A 19,894-nucleotide genomic window follows, 5' to 3' on the forward strand; every position below is an offset into this window, starting at 1 on the left:
CGGTGCGACACCCACAGGTTCGAAGACACCCGGGAGCCACCGCAACCACCACCGCCCGACCCGCGACGGCGCAACCGTCTCACCCACCCTGAGCTGCGGAGACATGCACTGCCTGGGACGCCGTACCGAGATGCTGAGACGGCCCGGTGGCCCGTGGCCCCGGGCCGGGCGAACGCGGTCGGGGCCCCGGGCCGGGTAGGGCAGAGCCGGGGCGGGGCGCCTCCGGGGCGGGCAGGGCGGGCGGGGCGGGGTGAGCCTGCGTGGCGGGGTGAGCCTGCGGTGCGGCCCGAGGCAGGCAGGGCGTCCTCTTCGGTCAGCACCGGCCGAATCCCGCGGGCGTCGGCCGCGCTTCGTTCGGCACCGGTCCCTCCCCACGTGGGGACCGGTGCCGAACGGTGCGGGGGCGCTCGATCCGTGTCAGGGGACCGGATCGAGGTACCGGGGGACGGATCGATGGTGATCACGTCCGTGTGTCTTGGTGATCACGCCGGTCGATGTCGGTGATCGCGTCGGTGAAGCTGACCTAAAACGAACGGCGGCATGAGTCGTCTCTGCGAGCGCTGCGCTGGTGGCCTGCGAGGGCGCCACCCGAAGCGGTGGCTGCTTGGTCGTGATCCTGCCAGTCGGGGCCAGCCATGAGGAGGGTCCGGAGGCGTCCGGACAGCTTCGCCGCAGGTCAGGCGTATAAAGTGAGTTTTCCGGTCCGGATGTCCAGCAGCGGGGGAAGTAAGGGGTGGAGGCCTTGAGTTACGACTCAGGGGCACGCACGGCCTTCGCGGAACGTCTCGCACTGCTGTACAAGGAAGCGGGCAATCCTCCCCTCAAGAGTGTTTCCGAGTCGGTCGTTCGCCTGCAAAGGGTCGATGAACGCGGGCGTCCCGTGCGGGTCTCCGCCCAGCGGATCAGCGACTGGCGGCGGGCCAGGAACGTGCCCGCCCAGTTCGCCGCCCTCGCCGCCGTTCTGCACGTCCTGATCCCCGAGGCGCGGCGCGCGCGGCCCACGCCGGTGTCCAAGGGTCTCTACGACCTGGCCCACTGGCAGCGGCTCTGGGAGCGGGCGGTGGCCGACCCGGCCGGCGAGCGGCCCGCCCCGAACGGCGCCTCCGCGGAACAGGAACAGCAGCCTCCGGGTGAGGCCCCGGCCGTGCCCGGCGGTGTCTGCCCGTACCGGGGGCTGGCCTCCTACCGGCAGCAGGACGCGCGCTGGTTCTTCGGGCGGGAGCGCAGTACGGAGGCGCTCGTCGGCCGGCTGCGGGCGGTGGAGAAGACGGGCGGTCCGGTCATGCTCGTCGGCGCGTCGGGGGCGGGGAAGTCCTCACTCCTCAACGCCGGGCTGGTGCCCGCCTTACGCGAAGGCGCGCTCGGCGGCGAGAACGGGCCCGGTGGCGAAGTCCTCCAGCTCGTCCCCGGGGCCGACCCCGTCGGGGAGCTGACCCGTCGCATCCCCGAACTCGCACAGGTCGTGTCGGCCGCGTACGAGCCCGGTACCCCGATGTTCACCGAAGCGGTACGGGAGGCCGTCGCGGCCTGGGTCCGGCGCCGCGCATCCGCCGCCGGCACCGGACAGCGCAGCTCCGCCGACGCCGCAGGCGTGGGTTCCGTCGGTGCCGGGGGCGAAGGCTCCGCCGCCCGCCCCGTCCTGATCGTCGATCAGTTCGAGGAGACGTTCACGCTCTCCTCCGACGAGGCAGACCGGCGTACGTTCATCCAGTTGCTCAACGCGGCCAGCACGCCCGGTGCGGTGGGGGACGTCGCGCCCGTGCTGGTCGTGCTGGGCATCCGGGCCGACTTCTACGAGGAGTGCCTCGGGTATCCGGAGCTGGCGGACGCGTTGCAGCACCGGCACATGGTGCTGGGGCCGCTGACGACGGCGGAGCTGCGGGAGGCGGTGACGGGTCCGGCCAAGGCCGTGGGACTGGAGCTGGAGCCGGGGCTGGCGGAGCTGATCGTGCGGGAGGTGAGCGCGGACGGGCCGCGGGGCGCGCACGACGCGGGCGTGCTGCCGTTGCTGTCGCACGCGCTGCTCGTGACCTGGCAGCGGCGCAAGGCGGGGCGGTTGACGCTGGCCGGATACCGGGCGGCCGGCGGTATCCAGGGTGCCGTCGCGGCGACCGCCGAGCGGGCCTGGTCGGGGCTGGACCCGGCGGCCCGTACGGCGGCGCGGCTGCTGTTGCTGCGGCTGGTGCGGCTCGGTGAGGACACGCAGGCCACCCGGCGGCGCGGGACCCGGCGGCAGTTGGCGGACGAGTCGACGGATCCGGGCAAGACGGAGGAGTCGCTGGAGGCGCTGGTGCGCGCCCGGCTGGTGACGCTCGACGCGGAGACCGTGGAGATCACCCACGAGGCGCTGCTGCACGCCTGGCCCCGGCTGCGGGGCTGGATCGACGAGGGGCGCAACGACCATCTGCTGCGCCAGCGGCTGGAGGAGGACGGCCGGGCCTGGGAGGAGTCGGACCGGGACACGTCGCTGCTGTACCGGGGTTCGCGGCTGGAGCAGGCCCGCAGCTGGGCGCGGTCCGCGGACGACACCCTGCTGACCCGCGGCGCGGTGGAGTTCCTGGCCGCCTCGGTCAGGCTGCGCAAGCGCACGGTGTGGATCAGCCGGAGCGCGGTGGCCGCCCTGGTTGCCCTCGCCCTGGTGGCCGTCGGCTCGGCGGTGGTGGCGTGGCAGCAGCGCAACGACGCGGTGTTCGAGCAGGTGGTCGCCGAGGCGGACCGCGTCCAGTACACCGATCCGTCGCTGTCGGCCCAGCTCGACCTGGTGGCCCACGGGCTCCGGCCCGGCGACGAGGGCACCAACAACCGGCTGATCTCGATCGTCAACGCGCCGCTCGCCACCGCGCTGCTCGGCCACACCGGCGCCGTCTACCTCACCTCCTACAGCCCGGACGGGAAGTACCTGGCCACCGCCAGCTACGACCGGACCGTACGGCTGTGGGACGCCTCCGACCGGTCCCGTCCGAAGGCCCTGGGCAAGCCCCTCACCGGGCACACGAGCTGGGTGAGCAGCGCCGTGTTCAGCCCGGACGGGCGTACGCTCGCCAGCGCCGGCGACGACGGCACCGTCCGGCTGTGGGACGTGCGCGATCCCCGTTCGCCCCGGTCGCTCGGCGCGCCGCTGACCGGCCACGACGGCACCATCTACCTGATCGCCTACAGCCCGGACGGCAGGACGCTGGCGTCCGTCGGCGAGGACCGGACCGTACGGCTGTGGGACGTGTCCGACCCGTCCCGGGCCGAGCCCCTGGGCAGGCCGCTGACCGGCCACGACGCCCCGGTGCGTTCCGTGGCGTTCAGTCCGGACGGCAGGACCCTGGCCGCCGGGGGCGACGACCGGACCGTACGGCTGTGGAACGTCGCCGACCGGCGGCACCCGGCCGCCCTCGGCGGCCGGCTCGGCGGTCACACGGGCACCGTGCACTCGGTGGCGTTCAGCCCCGACGGGCGCACCCTGGCCAGCGGCAGCTCCGACAACACCGTACGGCTGTGGAACGTCGCCGACCGGCGGCACCCGGACGCGCTCGGCGCCCCGCTCAGCGGGCACACCGGGCCGGTGTGGTCGGTGGCGTTCAGCCCCGACGGGGGGACGCTCGCCGTTGCCAGCGCGGACAGCACGGCGAGCCTGTGGAACGTCCGGGACCCGGCGTACCCGTCGCAGGTGGGAGAGCCGCTCGCCGGGGCCAGCGGCGAGATGTACGCGCTGGGCTTCAGCCCGGACGGCCGGACCCTCGCCACCGGCAGCGGGGACAGCAAGGTCCGGCTGTGGTCGATACCGACGGCCGACATGGTCGGCCACAGAGGGGTGTTCCGGCCGGACGGGCGGGTGCTCGCCACGGCCGGGCGCGACGGCCGGATCCGGCTGTGGGACGTGCGGAAGCCCGGTCGGCCGGTGGCCCTGAGCAGGCCGTTCCTGGTCAAGGACGGCGGCAACCGCTCCCTCGCCTTCTCCCCCGACGGTCGCACCCTCGCGATCGTGACCGGCAACCGGGCGGTGCACCTGTGGGACGTCGGCGACCCCGCGCACCCGGTCCCCCACGCCGAGCCGCTGACGCTGCGGACCCGGTACTCCGACGCGATGGCCTACAGCCCGGACGGGCGCACACTGGCCACGCCGTACGACGATCACACCGTCCAGCTGTGGGACGTCAGCGACCCGGCCCGCGCCGTCCCGCTCGGCAGGCCGCTCACCGGCCACCGGGGCTACATCCTCTCCCTCGTCTTCAGCCCCGACGGACGTACGCTCGTCAGCGGCAGCGCGGACGGCACCGTACGGCTGTGGAACGTGGCCGATCCGGGGCGCCCCGCCCGCCTCGGCGAGCCCCTGACCGACCACCGCGGCCCCGTCAACGACCTCGCGTACAGCCCGGACGGCTCCACGCTCGCCAGCGGCAGCGACGACGACACGGTGCGGCTGTGGGACGTGTCCGACCCCGCCGAAGCGACCCGGCTCGGCGAGCCGCTCACCGGCCACACCGAGGCCGTCGTGTCGCTGACCTTCAGCGAGGACGGCCGGACCCTGGCCAGCGGCGGCGACGACAACACGGTCCGGCTGTGGGACGTGTCCGACCCCGCCGGCGCCTCTCCCATCGGCCAGTCGATGAGCCCCAACGCCAAGACGGGCAACTTCCTGTCGTTCAGTCCGAGGAGCGGCATGCTCGGCGTCTCCAGCGGCGCCGACACCGTACGGCTGTGGAACCTCGACGTGGAGGCGGCGGTACGGCACATCTGCTCCGCCACGCGGGGCGTGCTGACGCGGGCTAAGTGGAACGAGTACCTGCCGCGGCTGTCCTACGAACCGCCGTGCGAGGGTTCCTGACGGGCGCCCGTAGGCGCCAAGGGCCGCCGACCTGCGGGGACGGGTGCGGGGCGGGGCGCATGGCGGGCGCCCGGGCGGGGGTCGGCCGACCCCTTCGACGCCTAACAAACGTTTGGTTACTGCCTCTTTCCGGCGTGATCCCGATCACAACTTGTCAACGCAGTCCGGCAGTCGCCTCCCGTCGCAGGGGCGACCTTGTTAGCCTTGGCCATAGCCCGGTCGCTGGTGCATCCCCCGTCGCCAGCGGCCGGGCGTTGTCATGCGGCCGATCGACGCGACACCGCGAAGGGTGGTGGGTGCTGCCGTGACCCGGCGCATCGTCGTCGTCACCGCCGTCCACGCCCCCTCGGCCCCCTTCCTCGCCGACGCCTACGCGTCGCTGCGCGACCAGCGGTTACCCGGCGGCTGGGAGTGGCACTGGGTCATACAGGAGGACGGCATCTCCGACGCCGTCGCCCGGTACGTCCCCCACGACCCCCGGGTGACCTTCCGCCAGGGACGCCCCGGCGGTCCCGGGGTCGCCCGCACCATCGCCCTCTCGGCGGCGGACGGCGCGTATGTGAAGGTCCTGGACGCCGACGACCGGCTGACACCGGGCGCGCTCGCCCGCGATCTGGCCGCCCTCGAAGCCGACCGGACCCTCGGCTGGGCCACCTCACGCGTCCTGGACGTCCTGCCCGACGGCTCCACCCTCGGCTTCCCCGGCGACCCCGACCACGGACCGCTGGAGCGCGGAGCCGTACTCGACCACTGGGCGGCCCACGACTTCCTGTCGCCGGTGCATCCCGCGACGCTCTTCGTCCGCCGCGAACTGGCGCTCGCGCTCGGCGGCTGGATGGCCCTGCCCGCCTCCGAGGACACCGGGCTGCTCCTCGCGCTCAACTCCGTGAGCCGCGGCTGGTTCTCCGCCGAGGTCGGCCTCCTCTACCGCAAGTGGGAGGGCCAGGCGACCGGCCAGGCGGCCCACACCGACAAGGCCGAACGAGCCGCCCGTATGGCGGTGATAGAGGCCCGCGCCCGCGCCCTGGCCACGTTCCGCTGGACCTACCCGGACCGTCTGGACCCGCTCGTCCACAGCCATGACCCGCTGCCGGGCGGGGGGTACCGGCAAGTCGACAGCCCCTGAGGGGTTCTGGCGCCACGCCCTCCCGGGTAGCGCGGCCCGGTCGGACGCTCACGGCGACAGGCCCTGACGGCCGGCGGCCGCCACGGTGAGCCAGTGGGCGACTCTGCGGACGGTGGTCTCGTCCAGACCGTCGACGACCGCCCGGACCGCCGCCACGTCGTCCGGCGCCAGGTCGTAGAGGCCGGCCTTGCCCAGGCCGGCCATGAGCACCTGCTGACGCCGGCCGGTCATACGCTCGGCGAGCGTGCCGGACTTCGCGGTGGGTGCCTGGGCGGCCGGGGCGGGCGCCCGGGGCGCGGCGGTGCCCGCCGCGAGGGCCGCCGGATCGTGCCGCGCCCAGTCGCCGCCGTCCGGCCCGTCCTCGGGCCCCCATACCGTGACGGCCGGGTCCTCGCCGCGCGCCCGCAGGGTCTGGGTCATCTCCCCCACGGCGTACAGCACGGGCGAACGGTACGGCGACTCCGCGCCCACCCGCCAGGAGGACGACGAGGGCTCGTAGAACATCGCGACCCAGCGGGGAGCGCCGGGCGGCTGCGGGCTCGGGGAACGTGTCGGCACGGCACTCACCTCTCGGAGTACGGCGTTGTCGGCGACCATAACTGACGATCCGTCAGCTATCCAGGCCGAGGGCCTCCCCGAGAGGACGGGCGGCCGTGACGGCGGGTCGCCGGTGAGCCGGTGTCAGCCGTTCCATGCCTCGTCGTAGGGGTCCTGCGGGGCCTTGACGGGGCGGGTGGAGGTGACCGAGAGGTACGGGACGGCCGTGCCGTTGACCGGGTCCTTCGTGCGCTTCGCGGTGTAGGCGCCGGTCACCTCGATCCAGGTGTCCGGCTGGAGGACCGGGGGGAGGTCGCCGGTGAGGGCGATCTTGACGGGCTGGGCGTCGGCGGCGCAGCAGTTGAGGGCCATACGGACGAGGTAGGGGGCGCCGTGACCGTCGAGGGCGAGGAAGCCGGCGACCTTGATCCGCCGGCCGGTGAGGGCCCGGCCCTTGTCGTACACGGCTCGGCCCGCGTAGTCGGCGACGCTGAGCTTCAGCGGGCCGTCGGCGGGGAGTTCCGGATAGCCCCAGGGCTGCTCCTGCAGGGCCGAGCCGGTGCGCATCGCGGTGTACGAGCCGGCGGCGGGCGGGGCGACCAGGACCAGGGCGAGGAGGGGGAGGACGAGGAGCCAGGAGACGCGGGGTTCGCGGTGGGCGTGCCGGTCGGGTTCCGGCGCGTGCTCCTGCCGGGCTCGTGCCGCCCTGCGTTCGTACCAGAGGGTCGCCACCGCCGCCGCGATGAGCACCACGCCCGCGCCGATGAGCAGTGGCTGCAGGCCCGCCTTGACGTACCGGAGGTAGAGGTCGGTGGAGCCGGCGTGCAGGAGGGCTCCGCCGGTGAGGAGGAGAACGACGGTCTGGGCGTGGCGGTTCACAGGAGCACCGCCCCGACGAGGGCCGACACCAGGATCGCCAGGGCGAAGGTGGCGGGGGCGAAGCGGAGGGCGAAGGCGCGGCCGAAGGTGGCGGTCTGCATGGCGAAGAGTTTCAGATCGATCATCGGCCCGACGACCAGGAAGGCCAGCCGGGAGGTCAGGGAGAACTGGGTCAGCGAGGCGGCGACGAACGCGTCCGCCTCGGAGCAGATCGACAGCAGTACGGCCAGCACGGCGAGGGCGAGGATCGCGATCAGCGGGTTGTCCGCGGCCGCGTTCAGCCAGCTCGCCGGCACGACCGCCTTGAGCGTCGCCGCCGCCATGGCGCCGACGACCAGGAACCCGCCCGCGTGCATCACGTCGTGCCGCACCGAGCCCCAGAACGCCGCCCCCTTGCCGAGACCCTCGTAGGACGGCCGCTCCGGCGGGCGCATCCACTCGCCGCGCCCCAGCCGCTGCCACAGCCAGCCCATCGCGCACGCCACCAGCAGACTCGCCACGAACCTGGCCGCCACCATCTCGGGGTTCCCCGGGAACGCCACGGCGGTCGCCGTCAGCACGATCGGGTTGATGGCGGGGGCGGAGAGCAGGAACGCGAGCGCCGCGGCGGGCGTGACCCCGCGCCGCACCAGCGCGCCCGCCACCGGCACCGACGCGCACTCGCACCCCGGCAGCACCACACCGGCCACGCTCGCCGCGGGAACGGCCAGCGCCGGCCGCTTCGGCAGCGCGCGGGCGAAGAACGACGGCGGCACGAACACCGCGATCACCGCCGAGAGCAGCACCCCGAGCACCAGGAACGGCAACGCCTGGACGACCACCGCCACGAACACCGTCATCCAGCTCTGGGTCACCGGCGCGGCCAGCACGCGGCGGAGGGGGCCCTGCGCGGCGACTGCCAGGACCAGCAGCATGGTGAGCAGGAGGGGGGAGTTGAGGTGCCGGCCGCGGGAATCGTGCGGTTCGTGCGGCGCGTCCGCATCGTGCGGCGCGTTCGAGTCCTGCGGTGCGTCTCGGTTCGGGTCGTGCGGTGCGTTCGAGCCGCCCTTGCCGCCGGGGCCGGGCCGGTCGGGGGCTTCCTTGGTGATGGCCACGGGGGACGGTACCTCCGTACGCGTACGGCTGTGTTGCGCGGGTCGGTTCGACCTCCCCTCCCATACGGCGGCGGGGGCGCTTCCGCTCAGGCGCCGCACTGCGATGCGCACCACAGGCAGGTTTCGTAATGGGATTCATTTTCATGTAGCGTCGCGTGCGGCATTCCGCCGTTCGTCGAGGAGGACCCCATGGCCGTGCCCAAACGGAAGATGTCCCGCAGCAACACCCGTCACCGCCGCGCCCAGTGGAAGGCGAGCACGCCGCAGCTGGTGCCCTTCACCGTGGACGGCGTCACCCATCTCGTACCGCAGCGGCTGCTGAGGGCGTACGAGCGCGGACTGCTCCACCCCGAGGGCTGAGCACGGTGTCCACGGCGTACGACGGACTCGACCGGCTGCCCGTCACCGTCCTCTCCGGCTTCCTCGGCGCGGGCAAGACCACGCTGCTCAACCATGTGCTCGCCAACCGCGAAGGGTTGCGGGTCGCGGTCATCGTCAACGACATGAGCGAGATCAACATCGACGCGGCCCTCGTGCGCGGCGGTGAGGCGGCGCTGTCGCGGACGGAGGAGCGGCTGGTCGAGATGACCAACGGCTGCATCTGCTGCACCCTGCGCGACGATCTGCTGGAGGAGGTGGACCGGCTGGCCCGTGAGGGGCGCTTCGACTATCTGCTCATCGAGAGTTCGGGGATCTCCGAGCCGATGCCGGTCGCCGCGACCTTCGCCTTCGCCCGCGACGACGGTGCCACGCTCGGGGATCTCGCCCGGCTGGACACCATGGTCACCGTCGTCGACGCCGTGAACTTCCTGCCGGAGCTGGCGGGCGGGGACGAGTTGGCGGCACGGGGGCTCGACCAGTACGAGGAGGACGAGCGGACCGTCAGCGATCTGCTCATCGACCAGGTCGAGTTCGCCGATGTGATCGTGCTCAACAAGCTGGACCTCGTGGACGCGGCGACGGCCGAACGGCTCGCGGCGACGCTGACGCGGCTGAACCCGGCCGCGCGGGTCGTGCCGGCCAGGTACGGGCGAGTGCGGGTGGCGGAGGTCCTCGGGACCCGGTTGTTCGACCTGGAGCGGGCGCAGGAGGCGCCCGGGTGGGTGCGGGAGCTGAACGGGGACCATGTGCCGGAGACCGAGGAGTACGGGATCTCGTCGACCCTCTTCCGGGCCGGGCGGCCGTTCCATCCCGGTCGGCTGTGGGCCTTGGTGACCGAGGAGCTGGACAGCGGGCGCTTCGGGCAGGTGCTGCGGTCCAAGGGGTTCTTCACGCTGGCGAGTCGGCCCCGGGTGGTGGGGTTGTGGTCGCAGGCGGGGTCCGTGGCCCGCTTCGAGCCCTCGGCGGCGCGGGGCGAGGACACCGGGTATGCGCAGGAACTCGTGTTCATCGGGGTGGGGTTGCGGGCGGAGGCGTTGCGTTCCGCATTGGGTGAGTGCCTGGTGCGGGACGGGGAGGCAGGGGGTTCCGACGGGTTTGACGACCCGTTTCCCGCGTGGGAGACGTACGGGGTCGAGGAGCGGTGTGAGCACGAGGCGGAGGGGGTGGGCGCCTTCTAGCTCGGGGTGGGGGCGCGCTCTGCGGGTGCGGGCGCGCTCTGCGGGTGCGGGCGCGCTCTGCGGGTGCGGGCGCGCTCTGCGGGTACGGGCGCGTCGTGGTTTCTCGCGCAGTTCCCCGCGCCCCTGAAGGGCTGGGCCTGCAGTCCGCCCTTCAGCCTGAGAAGCAGGGGCGAAACCCTGCCCTCGCGTCATGAGGCGCCCCCGGGCCCCTACGGGGTGGAGCGGGTCCGGCGGCCGAGCAGTTCCGCCAGGCCGCGGCGGGTCGCGGCCAGGACAACTCGGTCCTCGGCGCGGAGCACGTACGTGGAGGGCAGGTCCCAGATCAGGCCCGACCCGGTGGCCGGGACGGTGACCCGCTCCGCGGGATCCGTGGCCGGGTCCAGGGCCAGGACCCGCCAGGCACCCGCGCTGAACGCCTCGGCCACGGTGCGGCCCTCCAGGCGGGGGTGGCCCCGGACCTCGACGGCGGCGAAGAGCAGGACGCGGCGTTCCACGGGGATCGCGCCGAGGATCTGGCGGCCCATCATCGCGCCGGCGAAGGCGGGCGCCGCGAGGTGGGTGACGCTGCGGCTGCGGGTGAGGGCGTGGGGGTGGGCGGCCCGGAGCGTGCGGTACACGGCGGTCGCGAAGTCGTCGTCGTAGAGGCGCAGGACCACGCGCAGGTCAGGGCGTACGGAACGGGCGTACAGACCCGCCTCCAGGTTCGTCGTGTCCGAACTGGTGACGGCCAGCAGCGCGTTGGCGCGGTGGATCTTCGCGGCCTCCAGCACGCCCTCCTGCGTGACGTCGCCCAGCACCACCGGCACCCGCAGCCGCCGGGCCTCCGCGAGCCCGCGGGCCTCGGGGTCGGCCTCGACGCACACCACGGGGATGTGGAGTTCGCGCAGGCGTGCCAGGACCCGGGTGCCGATCTTGCCGAGGCCGAGGAGGACGACATGGCCGGAGAGACCGCGCGGCGGCTTCCGGAAGGCGGAGCCGCTGCGGAAGGTGCCCAGGGCCTCCAGCACGGCGGCCAGGAGCACGGGCAGCAGGAGTAAGCCCATGAGCCCCGAGAGCAGTTGGAGGATCTGCCGGGAGTCGCTCCCCCCGGTCGCCGGATCGTTGATCGCGAAGAGGTCGAGCAGGGTCACGTACGTCGCCCGCAGCGGATGCTCCCCGGTGGTCACCATCTGCGCGACGGCGAGGGCGAACACACAGCCCACCAGTCCCGCCAATGACCATCGCAGCCGCCGGGAGAACAGCGACCTGAAGGCGCCGATCGCGCCGAACGGGCCACCGCCCGACCGGCCCGGCGGCAGCGCGGGGCCCGCGTAGCGGACGGTGTCCAGGACGATGGTCCCGCGCCCGGTGGCTTCGGCCACGGCCCGTTCGTCGGGCAGGAGTCGCGGGCCGCGCTCGCCGCTGCCCTCCGAACCGTCCGCGCCCGCCGGGTCGTTGGTGGTGGCCGACAGCAGCGCGAGGGTGCACAGGCCACGGCCCGGCCCTTGAGCGGTGTGGCCCGGCGGGCGTTCCACGGCACGCAGCATCAGCCCGTCCGTCTGGACGACCTTGGTGGTGCCGGCGACGGCGGTCGCGGCCAGCGCGGGCGCGGCGGTGTCCGCGTCGGAGAGGACGGTGGTGGAGGCGCCGAACCCGTCGACCCCGCCGTCGGCCTCGCCGCCCGTGGCCAACGCGGCCGCCTGGTCGAGGAGTTCCTCGATGTGCTGGCCCAGTCGGCGGTTGTAGAGCCTCAGGACGAGCCGCAGCCTCGGGTTGAGCCGGCGGGCGGTGAGGGCGGCCCGGATGTTCGTCTCGTCGTCGTCGTAGACGAGTGCCAGCGCGGCGGCCCGCTCCACCCCGGCCTCGGCGAGGACCGCCTCCGTGGCCTCGTCGGCCTCCAGAAGCCGCTCGCCGTTCGCGGCGACGCCCGGAGCGCCGCTCCGGTCGTTCCCGGCCCCGGTACGGTCGGCGGTCGCCGGATCGCCGTTGCCCGCCGCCCGGTTGACCGCCGCGGAGACCCGGTCGAGGATCGTGGCGGCCCGGGTGCGGCCCACCACCGGCCGGGGAGCGACCCGTGCGGTCGGCGGCACCACGAGCGTCACCTGCTCCCGGTACACGGTGCGCAGTTCCGCGGCGAGCCGGTGCGCGAGCCCGTCGTCGCCGCAGACGACCATGTGCGCCCCGGGATCGGCAGGACCGCGCTGTCCGCCGAGTCCGGCGAGGATGCCGGGCCTCGGTGGGCCGGCCGGAGTGTCCGGCGTCGCCCGGGAGTTCGGGCCGGCCACCGGACCGGGCTGACGGGCCGGACCGGGCCGGCTGCTCTGCTGCGAAGGGCTCCCCACGAAGCAGAAGCCTGCCTCATGAAGTCGGCCGATTCGCGCGTGATCCGGGTCACAGTCGGGGGTGTGAGTGCGACCGCGGGTGGACATCCGTACTCAAGGGGGACGGGGGTGACGACCGGTGTCCGAATGCGAGGATGGGGCGCCATGATCGCAGGGCGGTGTTCCCGCGCAGTCCGGGCCGCGATGTTCGCGGCCGTCTGCGTGCTGCTCGCCGCCCTGGGCCACGTCACCATGTCCGGCAGCCCGGTCCCCTGGTGGGCCATGGGCTCCGCGGCCCTCGCCACCGGTGCGGTCGGCTGGTGCCTGGCAGGCCGTGAGCGGGGACTCCCGCTGATCGTGTCCGTCGTGCTCGCCGCCCAGACCGCCCTCCACTCCGGGTTCTCGTTCGCGCAGCCGTCGCACCCGGCGGGGGCCGGCTCCACCGGCACGGGCGTCGGCGGTGCGAGCCCCGTGGACCTGGGCTCGGCCCACGCGAACCACACCGTCCACACCGGCTCGGCCGGTCATATGAGCCATGGGGACCACACCGGGTATCTGATGGACGGGCCGTTCTCGGCCTCGTCCGGCATGCTCGCCGCGCATCTGCTGGCCGCGCTGCTGTGCGGGGTGTGGCTGGCGTACGGCGAGCGCGCCGCCTTCGGGCTGTTGCGGGCCGTGGCCGGCCGGCTGGCCGCACCGCTGTGGATGTCGCTCGCGCTGGCCCCGCCGCCGGACCGGCCGCGTCCGCGGGTGCGCCGCAGCCGCTCGGATCGTTCGCCGCGTCGTCTCCTCCTCGTCCACGCCCTCACCTCTCGGGGACCGCCCGCCGGGATCGCTGTCAGCTGACGGCAACCGGTGCCCCGGGGCAGCGGTGCGGGCCGTGCCTTCGCGCATGCCCGCACCTCGTACGCGCAGCCGCGCGCCTCGGGCCTCGGCCGTACCCGCGCCACTCATGTCGGCGCCCCCGTACGGCCGCCTTTCCCCACCGGATCGCCGACGCGCGCGCCGTGATGTCCACCGGCCGCCGCGTCCGCGCGTCCCGGAAGACCCGAGAAGGACTTCAGGTGACCACCCCTACCTCCACCACGCCCTCGACCGTCCCCGTCCCCATGCCGGCGTCCCCGGCGTCCCCGGTGTCCCCGGCGTCGCGCGACGAGTCGATAACCGCCTGGGCGCTCGCCGCGCGCGGCGGCGACCCGGAGGCCGTCGAGCGGTTCGTCGGCGCGCTGCACCGCGACGTCCGGCGCTTCGTCGCCCATCTCTGCGCCGATCCCCAGGTGGTGGACGACCTGGCCCAGGACACGTTCCTGCGGGCGCTCGGCAGTCTGCACCGGTTCGAGGGCCGCTGCTCGGCCCGTACCTGGCTGCTGTCCATCGCCCGGCGGGCGGTGGCCGACAGCTTCCGGTACGCCGCCGCCCGGCCCCGGCCGGCCGACGTACCGGACTGGCGGCTGGCCGTGGAACGGGCCCAGCCGAGCGGGCTGCCCGGCTTCGACGACGGGATCGCGCTGGCCGACCTGCTGGCCGCGCTGCCCGCCGAGCGGCGCGAGGCGTTCGTACTCACACAGGTGCTGGGGCTGCCCTACGAGGACGCGGCCCGGCTGACCGCGTGCCCCGTCGGGACGGTGCGCTCCCGTGTCGCGCGGGCCCGGACGACCCTGCTGGAGCTGCTCGTCGCGGCCGAGGCGCCCCGGGACACCGCGCAGTCCCGGGAGCCGACGGCACTGGCGGCCGCCTGAGCGGTGAGCCCTTCCGGTCACAGCACCAGGGCCTGTCGTTCGGATCACGCCGCAGACGCGGTCCGGCACGCACGTCCGCGGCGTCGGCGTCCCTCGACCTGATCCGACGACAGAGCTCAGGCACCCGCCGCCAGATGGCGCTCGGCGAAGTCCAGCTCCAGACGGAGCTGTTTGATGCGCTCGTCCACCACGAGGGAGCCGTGGCCCGCGTCATAGCGGTAGACCTCGTGGACGGCGGAGCGGGCCGCCAGTCTGTCGACGTAGTTGTCGATCTGGCGGATGGGGCAGCGCGGGTCGTTCACCCCGGCGGAGATGTAGACCGGGGCCTTCACCGCGTCGACGTACGTCAGGGGGGAGGACGCCGCGAAGCGTTCGGGGACCTCCTCCGGGGTGCCGCCGAGGAGGGTGCGGTCCATCGCCTTCAGCGCCTCCATCTCGTCGTGGTACGCGGTGACGTAGTCGGCGACGGGCACGGCGGCGATACCGAGGCTCCACAGGTCCGGCTGCGTGCCGAGGCCGAGGAGGGTGAGGTAGCCGCCCCAGGAGCCGCCGGTCAGGACGAGGCGGTCGGGGTCGGCGAAGCCGGTGCTCACCGCCCACTCGCGGACGGCGGCGATGTCCTCCAGCTCGATCAGGCCGACCCGGTGCTTGAGGGCGTCGGTCCAGGCCCGGCCGTACCCGGTGGAGCCGCGGTAGTTGATGCGGATCACCGCGTACCCGTGGTCGAGCCAGGCGGCCGGGCCGGCGGCGAAGGAGTCGCTGTCGTGCCAGGTGGGGCCGCCGTGGATCTCGAAGAGCGTCGGGTACGGGCCGGACACGCCGACGGGGCGCTGGACGAGCGCGTGGACCCGGCCGCCGGGGCTCTCCACCCACACGTCCTCCACCGGCACCGAGCCCGGGCACTTCATGCCCGGCGGGTCCAGGACGACCTCACCCGTGGTGGACCGCACGACCGGCGGTTCGGCGGCCGACGACCACAGGTACTCCACGCTGCCGTCGGGCCGGGCCGTCGCCCCCGAGACCGTGCCTCTCGGGGTCTCGACGCGCTCCAGACGGCGGGTCGACAGCTCGTAGCGCCACAGCTCGCTGCGGGCCTCGAAGCTGTGGACGACGAGCAGGGCGGAGCCGTCCGGATACCACTCGGCGCTCAGATCGCCCTCCAGCTGGTCGGCGAGGCCGAGGTCGGACTCCTCGCCGGACGCCACATCCCAGACCAGGGGCTCCCAGCGGCCCCTGCGCTGATGTCCGATGAGCAGCCGGGTGTCGCCGTCGACGGGGGCGAAGCCCAGGACCTCCAGGCCCAGTTCGATCGTGCCGCCCTTGGTGTCGTCCAGCTCGGCGACCGTCGTGCCGTCCGGGCGGACCACGCGCAGCGCCGAGTGCATCGCGTCGCCGTGCTCGGTGTGCTCGACGGCGATCAGCGAGCCGTCGTGCGAGAGGTCGCCCACGCCCGCCGACTCACGATGCCGGTAGATCTCGACGGGGGCCGAGCCCTGCCGGACCAGATGGATGGTCGAGCCGTCCTCGTCGGTGGAGCGGCCGACGACCGCCGTACGGCCGTCGCGGCCGATGGCCAGGCCCGCCGGGTACGACGCGTCCAGACCCGGCGTCGCCTCCTCGTCCGGGCCGCCCTGGAAGGGCTGACGGCGCCAGACGCCGAACTCGTCGCCGTCCTTGTCGTCGAACCACCAGATCCACTCGCCGTCCGGCGAGAGCACCCCGTCCGTCGTCCCGTTGGCCCGGTCCGTGACCTGGCGCTGCTCGCCGGTCACACGGTCCCACGCGTACAGCTCGTACGTCCCCGTGGCGTTGGAGACGAACAGCGAGCGGTGCGGTGCGTCCTCCGCCCAGTCCGGCAGTGACACCCTCGGTGCCCGGAACCTCTTCTCCCAGTCGGGCATGGACCCGCTCTGCTGCTGCGGGGTGGACCCGTTGCTCTCAGTCATGGCCCCATATTGCCCCGCCCGCCGGACATCGCGTCGCCTAGGCCCCCAGCCTGTGGAAAACTTCCGCCGGACCGCGACCCCGCCCCTGTGGACAACCGGTGAGAATCCAGGTCAGGCTCGACTGCGGCCGGGCGGCTCGGGGCCGACGGCCCGGCCGGGCCGTCAGCTGGATACACGTCACGGCGGGGCCGGAGGAGATGTACGCGATCTCCTTCTTCACGGGCGACGAGCACGGCCGGATCACCTCCGTCACCGTCTTCCGGCCCGAGCCGCACGAGCCGCCGGCGGGCCGGGAGCACCTCGTCGAGCGGTAGTGAACCGGCCCGCCGGGCGGCCCGCCCGGCCGACCCCGCGGCCGGACGGGCGGTGCGGGCACCGTACGGTGGAAGGCGTGTACCGGTTTCTGCTGACGCCCCGATGGTGGGGGATCAACGTCTTCGTGCTGCTCGCCATCCCGTTCTGCGTGTTCATGGGGTCGTGGCAGCTGAGCCGGTTCGAGGACCGGATGCAGGACCACCGCGCGGCGACCGAGCGCGTCGACCCCGCGGACCGGGCCCCGGCGCGGCCGCTGGACGAGCTGCTGCCGGTGGACAAGGAGACCTCCGGCGAGGCGGCCACCGCGACCGGACGGTACGGCGAACAGCTCCTGGTCCCCCACCGCGAGCTGGACGGCAAGGACGGGTTCTACGTCCTGACGCTGCTGCGCACCGACGGGGGCAGGTCCCTGCCGGTCGTGCGGGGCTGGCTGCCCGGCACCGCGGACCCGGACCGGGCCCCGGCCGCGCCCACCGGCGAGGTCACCGTGACCGGTGCGCTCCAGGCGTCCGAGACGCCCGGCTCGAACGGCGTGCCCGTGCAGGGCGGTCTCCCCGCCGGCCAGACGGGGGCGATCAGCGCGGCCACGCTGGTCAACCTGGTGCCCGACGACCTGTACGACGCGTGGGTCACGCTCGACAAGGGCGACTCGGGGATGAAGGCCGTGCCCGCGACGGCACCGCAGGACACCGGGCTCGACCTGAAGGCATTCCAGAACCTCGGCTACACCGGCGAGTGGTTCGTCTTCGCCGGCTTCGTCGTCTTCATGTGGTTCCGGCTGCTGCGCCGCGAGGTGGAGTTCATCCGGGACGAGCAGCTGGGCCTGGTGCCGGACGGGGGCGGCTCGACGGACCCGAAGAAGGGGGCCTCCGAGGACGGCCGGGGAACCGAGGACGGCCGGTCCGGCGAGGGCCGGTCCGACGACGGCCGGTCCGGCGACGGCCGTTCCGACGACGGCCGTTCCGACGAGGACCGTTCGCGGGAAGCGGAGCCCGCCCAGTAGGGGCCGAGCCATCCGGTGGGGCCGAGCCGCCCCGCGGCGCCGAACCCGCGCGGAGGACCGGACCGGCGGCGGGAGGTGCGCTTCTGTGCAACGGACCCCCGTGCGGGTGCCGCCGGGCGCGGGTCCCGCACGGTCCGGTGGGCCCGCGGTCAGGACGCCGTCAGCAGGCCCGTTCGGTAGACCGTGCCCGCGCAGGCGTTGCCGACGCCGGTGGAGTACGTGGCGACGCCGCCCTCCGCCGTGTGGGAGATGACGATGCTGCCGTCGGCCACCCCGTCCTCCCTGACCAGCTGGGTGGACATCGAACTGCCGCCGTCGGCGGTGGCGCCCGGGTCCTCCTGCGTGGGCGTCGGGTCCGGAGTCGGATCCGTACCGCCGGTGCCGCCGTCGGTGGTGCCGCCGCTGGTGGTGGGACAGGGCTCGGAGGGCACCCATGCGAACCGCACCTCGTACGCGGTCCCCGGCTCCAGCACCATCTGGGTCAGGGACAGCGACGGGTCGGGCAGCCCGGTGGCAGCGTCCCCCGCGACGTGGTTCGCCACGGTGATCCTGGCGGGGTCCGCGGCGCCCTGGGGCGTCGCGCTCACCGCGCCCGCGCCGGCGACCGTACAGCTGGAGCCCGAGATGTTGGACACCCGGAAGCTGCCGTAGACGGCGCCGCCGGAGTCCGGGGAGCCGACGCCGCCGCTGCCGCTGAGCTGCCCGGCCGTGCACGGGGCCGCACTCGCGGCGGTGGGCGTCGCCTCGGTGCCGCCGGGCACGCCGGCGGACGATCCCTTGCCCTTGTCGCCCTTGCCCTTGCCGCTGCCCTTGCCGGAGTCCTTGGAGCCGCCGGAGGAGCCGCCCGACGAACCACTGCCGCCGGTCTGCCCCTTGGACTGGCCCTCGCTCCCGTGGGTCGCCGAGCCGTGGCCGACGACCGAGGGGTTGGGGTCGGAGCCGGTGGAGTTGGAGACGTGGACCAGGGCGGGGATCGCCGTGCCGATGAAGAGCGCGGCGGCCGCCATCCCGACGACGGCCTGGCGCTTTCGCGCCCGCCGGGCCGGTACCGCCCGCCGCAGATGGTCCAGGGTGCCGTCGCGGGGCTCGATCTCCGACACGGCCTGGTGCAGCAGGTTCCGCAGCATCAGCTCGTCCGGGTCGAAGCCGCCGAACCCCTTGGGACCGGCACCGTCCGGCCCTCCAGGACCGGAACGGCCCGGCTCCGGCGCCGGCGCCGACAGGCCGAAGGCCAGGAGATCCGCCGCCGCCCCGGCCGGCTTCGTACCGTTCAAGCCGTGCGGGCCGTCCGGGCCGTCCGGGCCCTTCGCGTCCTTCGTGCCCGTCCCGCCCGGGTTCGGGTCGTCGAGCGCGTCGCCCGGACCCAGGTCAGCAGAGCGTGCCTCACCCGAACCCGCGTCGTCCGAGCGCGCCTCGCCCGAACCCGCGTCACCCGAGCGTGCCTCGCCCGGACCCGCGTCGTCCGAGCGCGCCTCGCGCGGACCCGCGTCGTCCGAGCGCGCCTCGCGCGTCACCGAGTCGTTGGTCTGCGCCTCGTCGGGGGCCTGGTCGTCCGCGCGTGTGTCGTCCGGAGCCGGCTCGTCCGGACCGCGGCCTTCGAGACCCTGGCCCTTGGCGGGGCCTTGTTCTTCGGGGCCGTGATTCACAGTTCCGTTCCCAGCGTGCGATTGCGTGTCTTCGTGCTCGTCGAGCCCGCGCCCCCCGATGCGCCGGTCCCGCTCTTGCCCTTCGGTGCGCTCGTCGTCCCGGCGGCCCCAGGAGGCCCGCCTGCGGACGCCCAGCTCGTCGCGCCCGTCGTGCCCGTCGTGCCTGGCGTCGCCGCTCATGCCGGCGCCTCCATGGCGACGCGCAGGGCCGCGATGCCACGGGAGCCGTACGCCTTGACCGAGCCCAGCGATATGCCGAGGGTCTCGGCGACCTGAGCCTCGGTCATGTCGGCGAAGTAGCGCAGCACGAGGACCTCGCGCTGACGGCGCTGGAGGCCCTTCATCGCCTTGATGAGGGAGTCGCGCTCCAGCTGGTCGTAGGCGCCCTCCTCCGCGCTCGCCATGTCCGGCATCGGCTTGGACAGCAGCTTCAGGCCGAGGATGCGGCGGCGCAGGGCGGAGCGCGAGAGGTTCACGACCGTCTGGCGCAGATAGGCGAGCGTCTTCTCCGGGTCACGGACGCGCTTGCGCGCGGAGTGCACCCGGATGAAGGCCTCCTGTACGACGTCCTCGCAGGAGGCGGTGTCGTCGAGGAGGAGGGCCGCGAGGCCGAGGAGCGAGCGGTAGTGGGCGCGGTAGGTCTCGGTGAGATGGTCGACGGTCGTGCCGGAGGCCGGCAGCGTGGTCGTGTCCTCCCCGCCGTCGCGCTGGCCGGGGATGCGGGTGGGCCGCGCCGCTGGCATGGGCGCGATCACCGGCATGCCGCCGGGAGGCCCGGGCATGCGGGGACGGCGGGGTGGACGAAGGGCGGTGCCCCTCGTCTGTACCGCGGTGAAATCGAGTACCTCTGCCACGCCTGTTGGACCCGTATCCCCCCTTGGGGGTTGTACGCGACAGGCATCACTTTTGCGTCAGACCGAGCGCCTGTTCGTAC

The 19,894-nt window shown here is 74.0% G+C and carries 14 protein-coding genes and 1 pseudogene; 8 read left to right on the forward strand and 7 right to left on the reverse strand.

The annotated features are described in order from the left end of the window. The first annotated feature begins 733 nt into the window (after nucleotides 1-733). Nucleotides 734-4,816, forward strand: coding sequence for a WD40 repeat domain-containing protein (locus AC067N_RS10280; protein WP_478678447.1), 4,083 nt, complete (start codon nucleotides 734-736; stop codon nucleotides 4,814-4,816). 304 nt (nucleotides 4,817-5,120) lie between these two features. After that, nucleotides 5,121-5,942 carry a glycosyltransferase family 2 protein gene (locus tag AC067N_RS10285; RefSeq protein WP_478678448.1) on the forward strand — a complete coding sequence of 274 codons (822 nt, stop codon included), beginning with the start codon at nucleotides 5,121-5,123 and terminating at the stop codon, nucleotides 5,940-5,942. A gap of 48 nt (nucleotides 5,943-5,990) precedes the next feature. Here the strand turns inward: AC067N_RS10285 and AC067N_RS10290 are convergent, their stop codons facing one another. From AC067N_RS10290 to AC067N_RS10300, 3 genes are all read right to left on the reverse strand, one after another. After that, nucleotides 5,991-6,500, reverse strand: a complete 510-nt coding sequence (locus AC067N_RS10290; protein WP_478678449.1) for a hypothetical protein — start codon at nucleotides 6,498-6,500, stop codon at nucleotides 5,991-5,993. 123 nt (nucleotides 6,501-6,623) lie between these two features. Next, entirely contained in the window at nucleotides 6,624-7,358 is a 735-nt protein-coding gene (locus tag AC067N_RS10295; protein WP_478678450.1) for a TIGR03943 family putative permease subunit, read from the reverse strand. After that, nucleotides 7,355-8,452: a permease gene (locus AC067N_RS10300; protein ID WP_478678451.1), complete on the reverse strand. Its 1,098-nt coding sequence runs from the start codon at nucleotides 8,450-8,452 to the stop codon at nucleotides 7,355-7,357. The genes AC067N_RS10295 and AC067N_RS10300 overlap by 4 nt, the downstream gene beginning before the upstream one ends. Before the next feature lie 189 nt (nucleotides 8,453-8,641). Here AC067N_RS10300 and rpmF point away from each other — a divergent pair, with 189 nt between their 5' ends. Together rpmF and AC067N_RS10310 are read left to right on the forward strand one after the other, a co-directional pair. Next, a complete protein-coding gene (gene rpmF / locus AC067N_RS10305; RefSeq protein WP_478678452.1) occupies nucleotides 8,642-8,812 on the forward strand; it encodes a 50S ribosomal protein L32 in 171 nt (56 codons plus the stop codon). A gap of 5 nt (nucleotides 8,813-8,817) precedes the next feature. Further along, on the forward strand, nucleotides 8,818-10,011 hold the full coding sequence (locus tag AC067N_RS10310; protein ID WP_478678453.1) for a GTP-binding protein: 1,194 nt from the start codon (nucleotides 8,818-8,820) through the stop codon (nucleotides 10,009-10,011). 209 nt (nucleotides 10,012-10,220) lie between these two features. On the opposite strand, the gene AC067N_RS10315 is transcribed toward AC067N_RS10310, so the two are convergent. Continuing rightward, nucleotides 10,221-12,164, reverse strand: coding sequence for an NAD-binding protein (locus tag AC067N_RS10315; protein ID WP_478678713.1), 1,944 nt, complete (start codon nucleotides 12,162-12,164; stop codon nucleotides 10,221-10,223). Between the two features lie 312 nt (nucleotides 12,165-12,476). On the opposite strand from AC067N_RS10315, the gene AC067N_RS10320 reads away from it, so the two are divergent. Together AC067N_RS10320 and AC067N_RS10325 are read left to right on the forward strand one after the other, a co-directional pair. Beyond that, the gene (locus tag AC067N_RS10320) at nucleotides 12,477-13,157 is read left to right on the forward strand and encodes a hypothetical protein (protein WP_478678454.1); all 681 of its coding nucleotides are present in this window, start codon (nucleotides 12,477-12,479) and stop codon (nucleotides 13,155-13,157) included. Nucleotides 13,158-13,420: 263 nt separating this feature from the next. Then, nucleotides 13,421-14,050 carry a sigma-70 family RNA polymerase sigma factor gene (locus AC067N_RS10325; protein ID WP_478678714.1) on the forward strand — a complete coding sequence of 210 codons (630 nt, stop codon included), beginning with the start codon at nucleotides 13,421-13,423 and terminating at the stop codon, nucleotides 14,048-14,050. Nucleotides 14,051-14,166: 116 nt separating this feature from the next. Here AC067N_RS10325 and AC067N_RS10330 read toward each other — a convergent pair whose 3' ends face one another. Beyond that, a complete protein-coding gene (locus AC067N_RS10330) occupies nucleotides 14,167-15,996 on the reverse strand; it encodes a S9 family peptidase (protein WP_478678455.1) in 1,830 nt (609 codons plus the stop codon). Between the two features lie 149 nt (nucleotides 15,997-16,145). Between AC067N_RS10330 and AC067N_RS10335 the strand changes: the two are divergent. Beyond that, nucleotides 16,146-16,310, forward strand: a pseudogene (locus AC067N_RS10335) (nuclear transport factor 2 family protein); the annotation flags it as partial. A gap of 77 nt (nucleotides 16,311-16,387) precedes the next feature. Then, complete coding sequence (locus AC067N_RS10340) at nucleotides 16,388-17,314, forward strand: SURF1 family protein (protein WP_478678456.1); 927 nt, start codon at nucleotides 16,388-16,390, stop codon at nucleotides 17,312-17,314. A gap of 149 nt (nucleotides 17,315-17,463) precedes the next feature. On the opposite strand, the gene AC067N_RS10345 is transcribed toward AC067N_RS10340, so the two are convergent. Together AC067N_RS10345 and AC067N_RS10350 are read right to left on the reverse strand one after the other, a co-directional pair. After that, nucleotides 17,464-19,140, reverse strand: coding sequence for an ICP22 family protein (locus tag AC067N_RS10345; protein ID WP_478678457.1), 1,677 nt, complete (start codon nucleotides 19,138-19,140; stop codon nucleotides 17,464-17,466). Then, the gene (locus AC067N_RS10350) at nucleotides 19,137-19,742 is read right to left on the reverse strand and encodes a SigE family RNA polymerase sigma factor (protein ID WP_478678458.1); all 606 of its coding nucleotides are present in this window, start codon (nucleotides 19,740-19,742) and stop codon (nucleotides 19,137-19,139) included. The genes AC067N_RS10345 and AC067N_RS10350 overlap by 4 nt, the downstream gene beginning before the upstream one ends. Between the last annotated feature and the right edge of the window lie 152 nt (nucleotides 19,743-19,894).

The organism is Streptomyces sp. NPDC042364 (assembly GCF_056437585.1).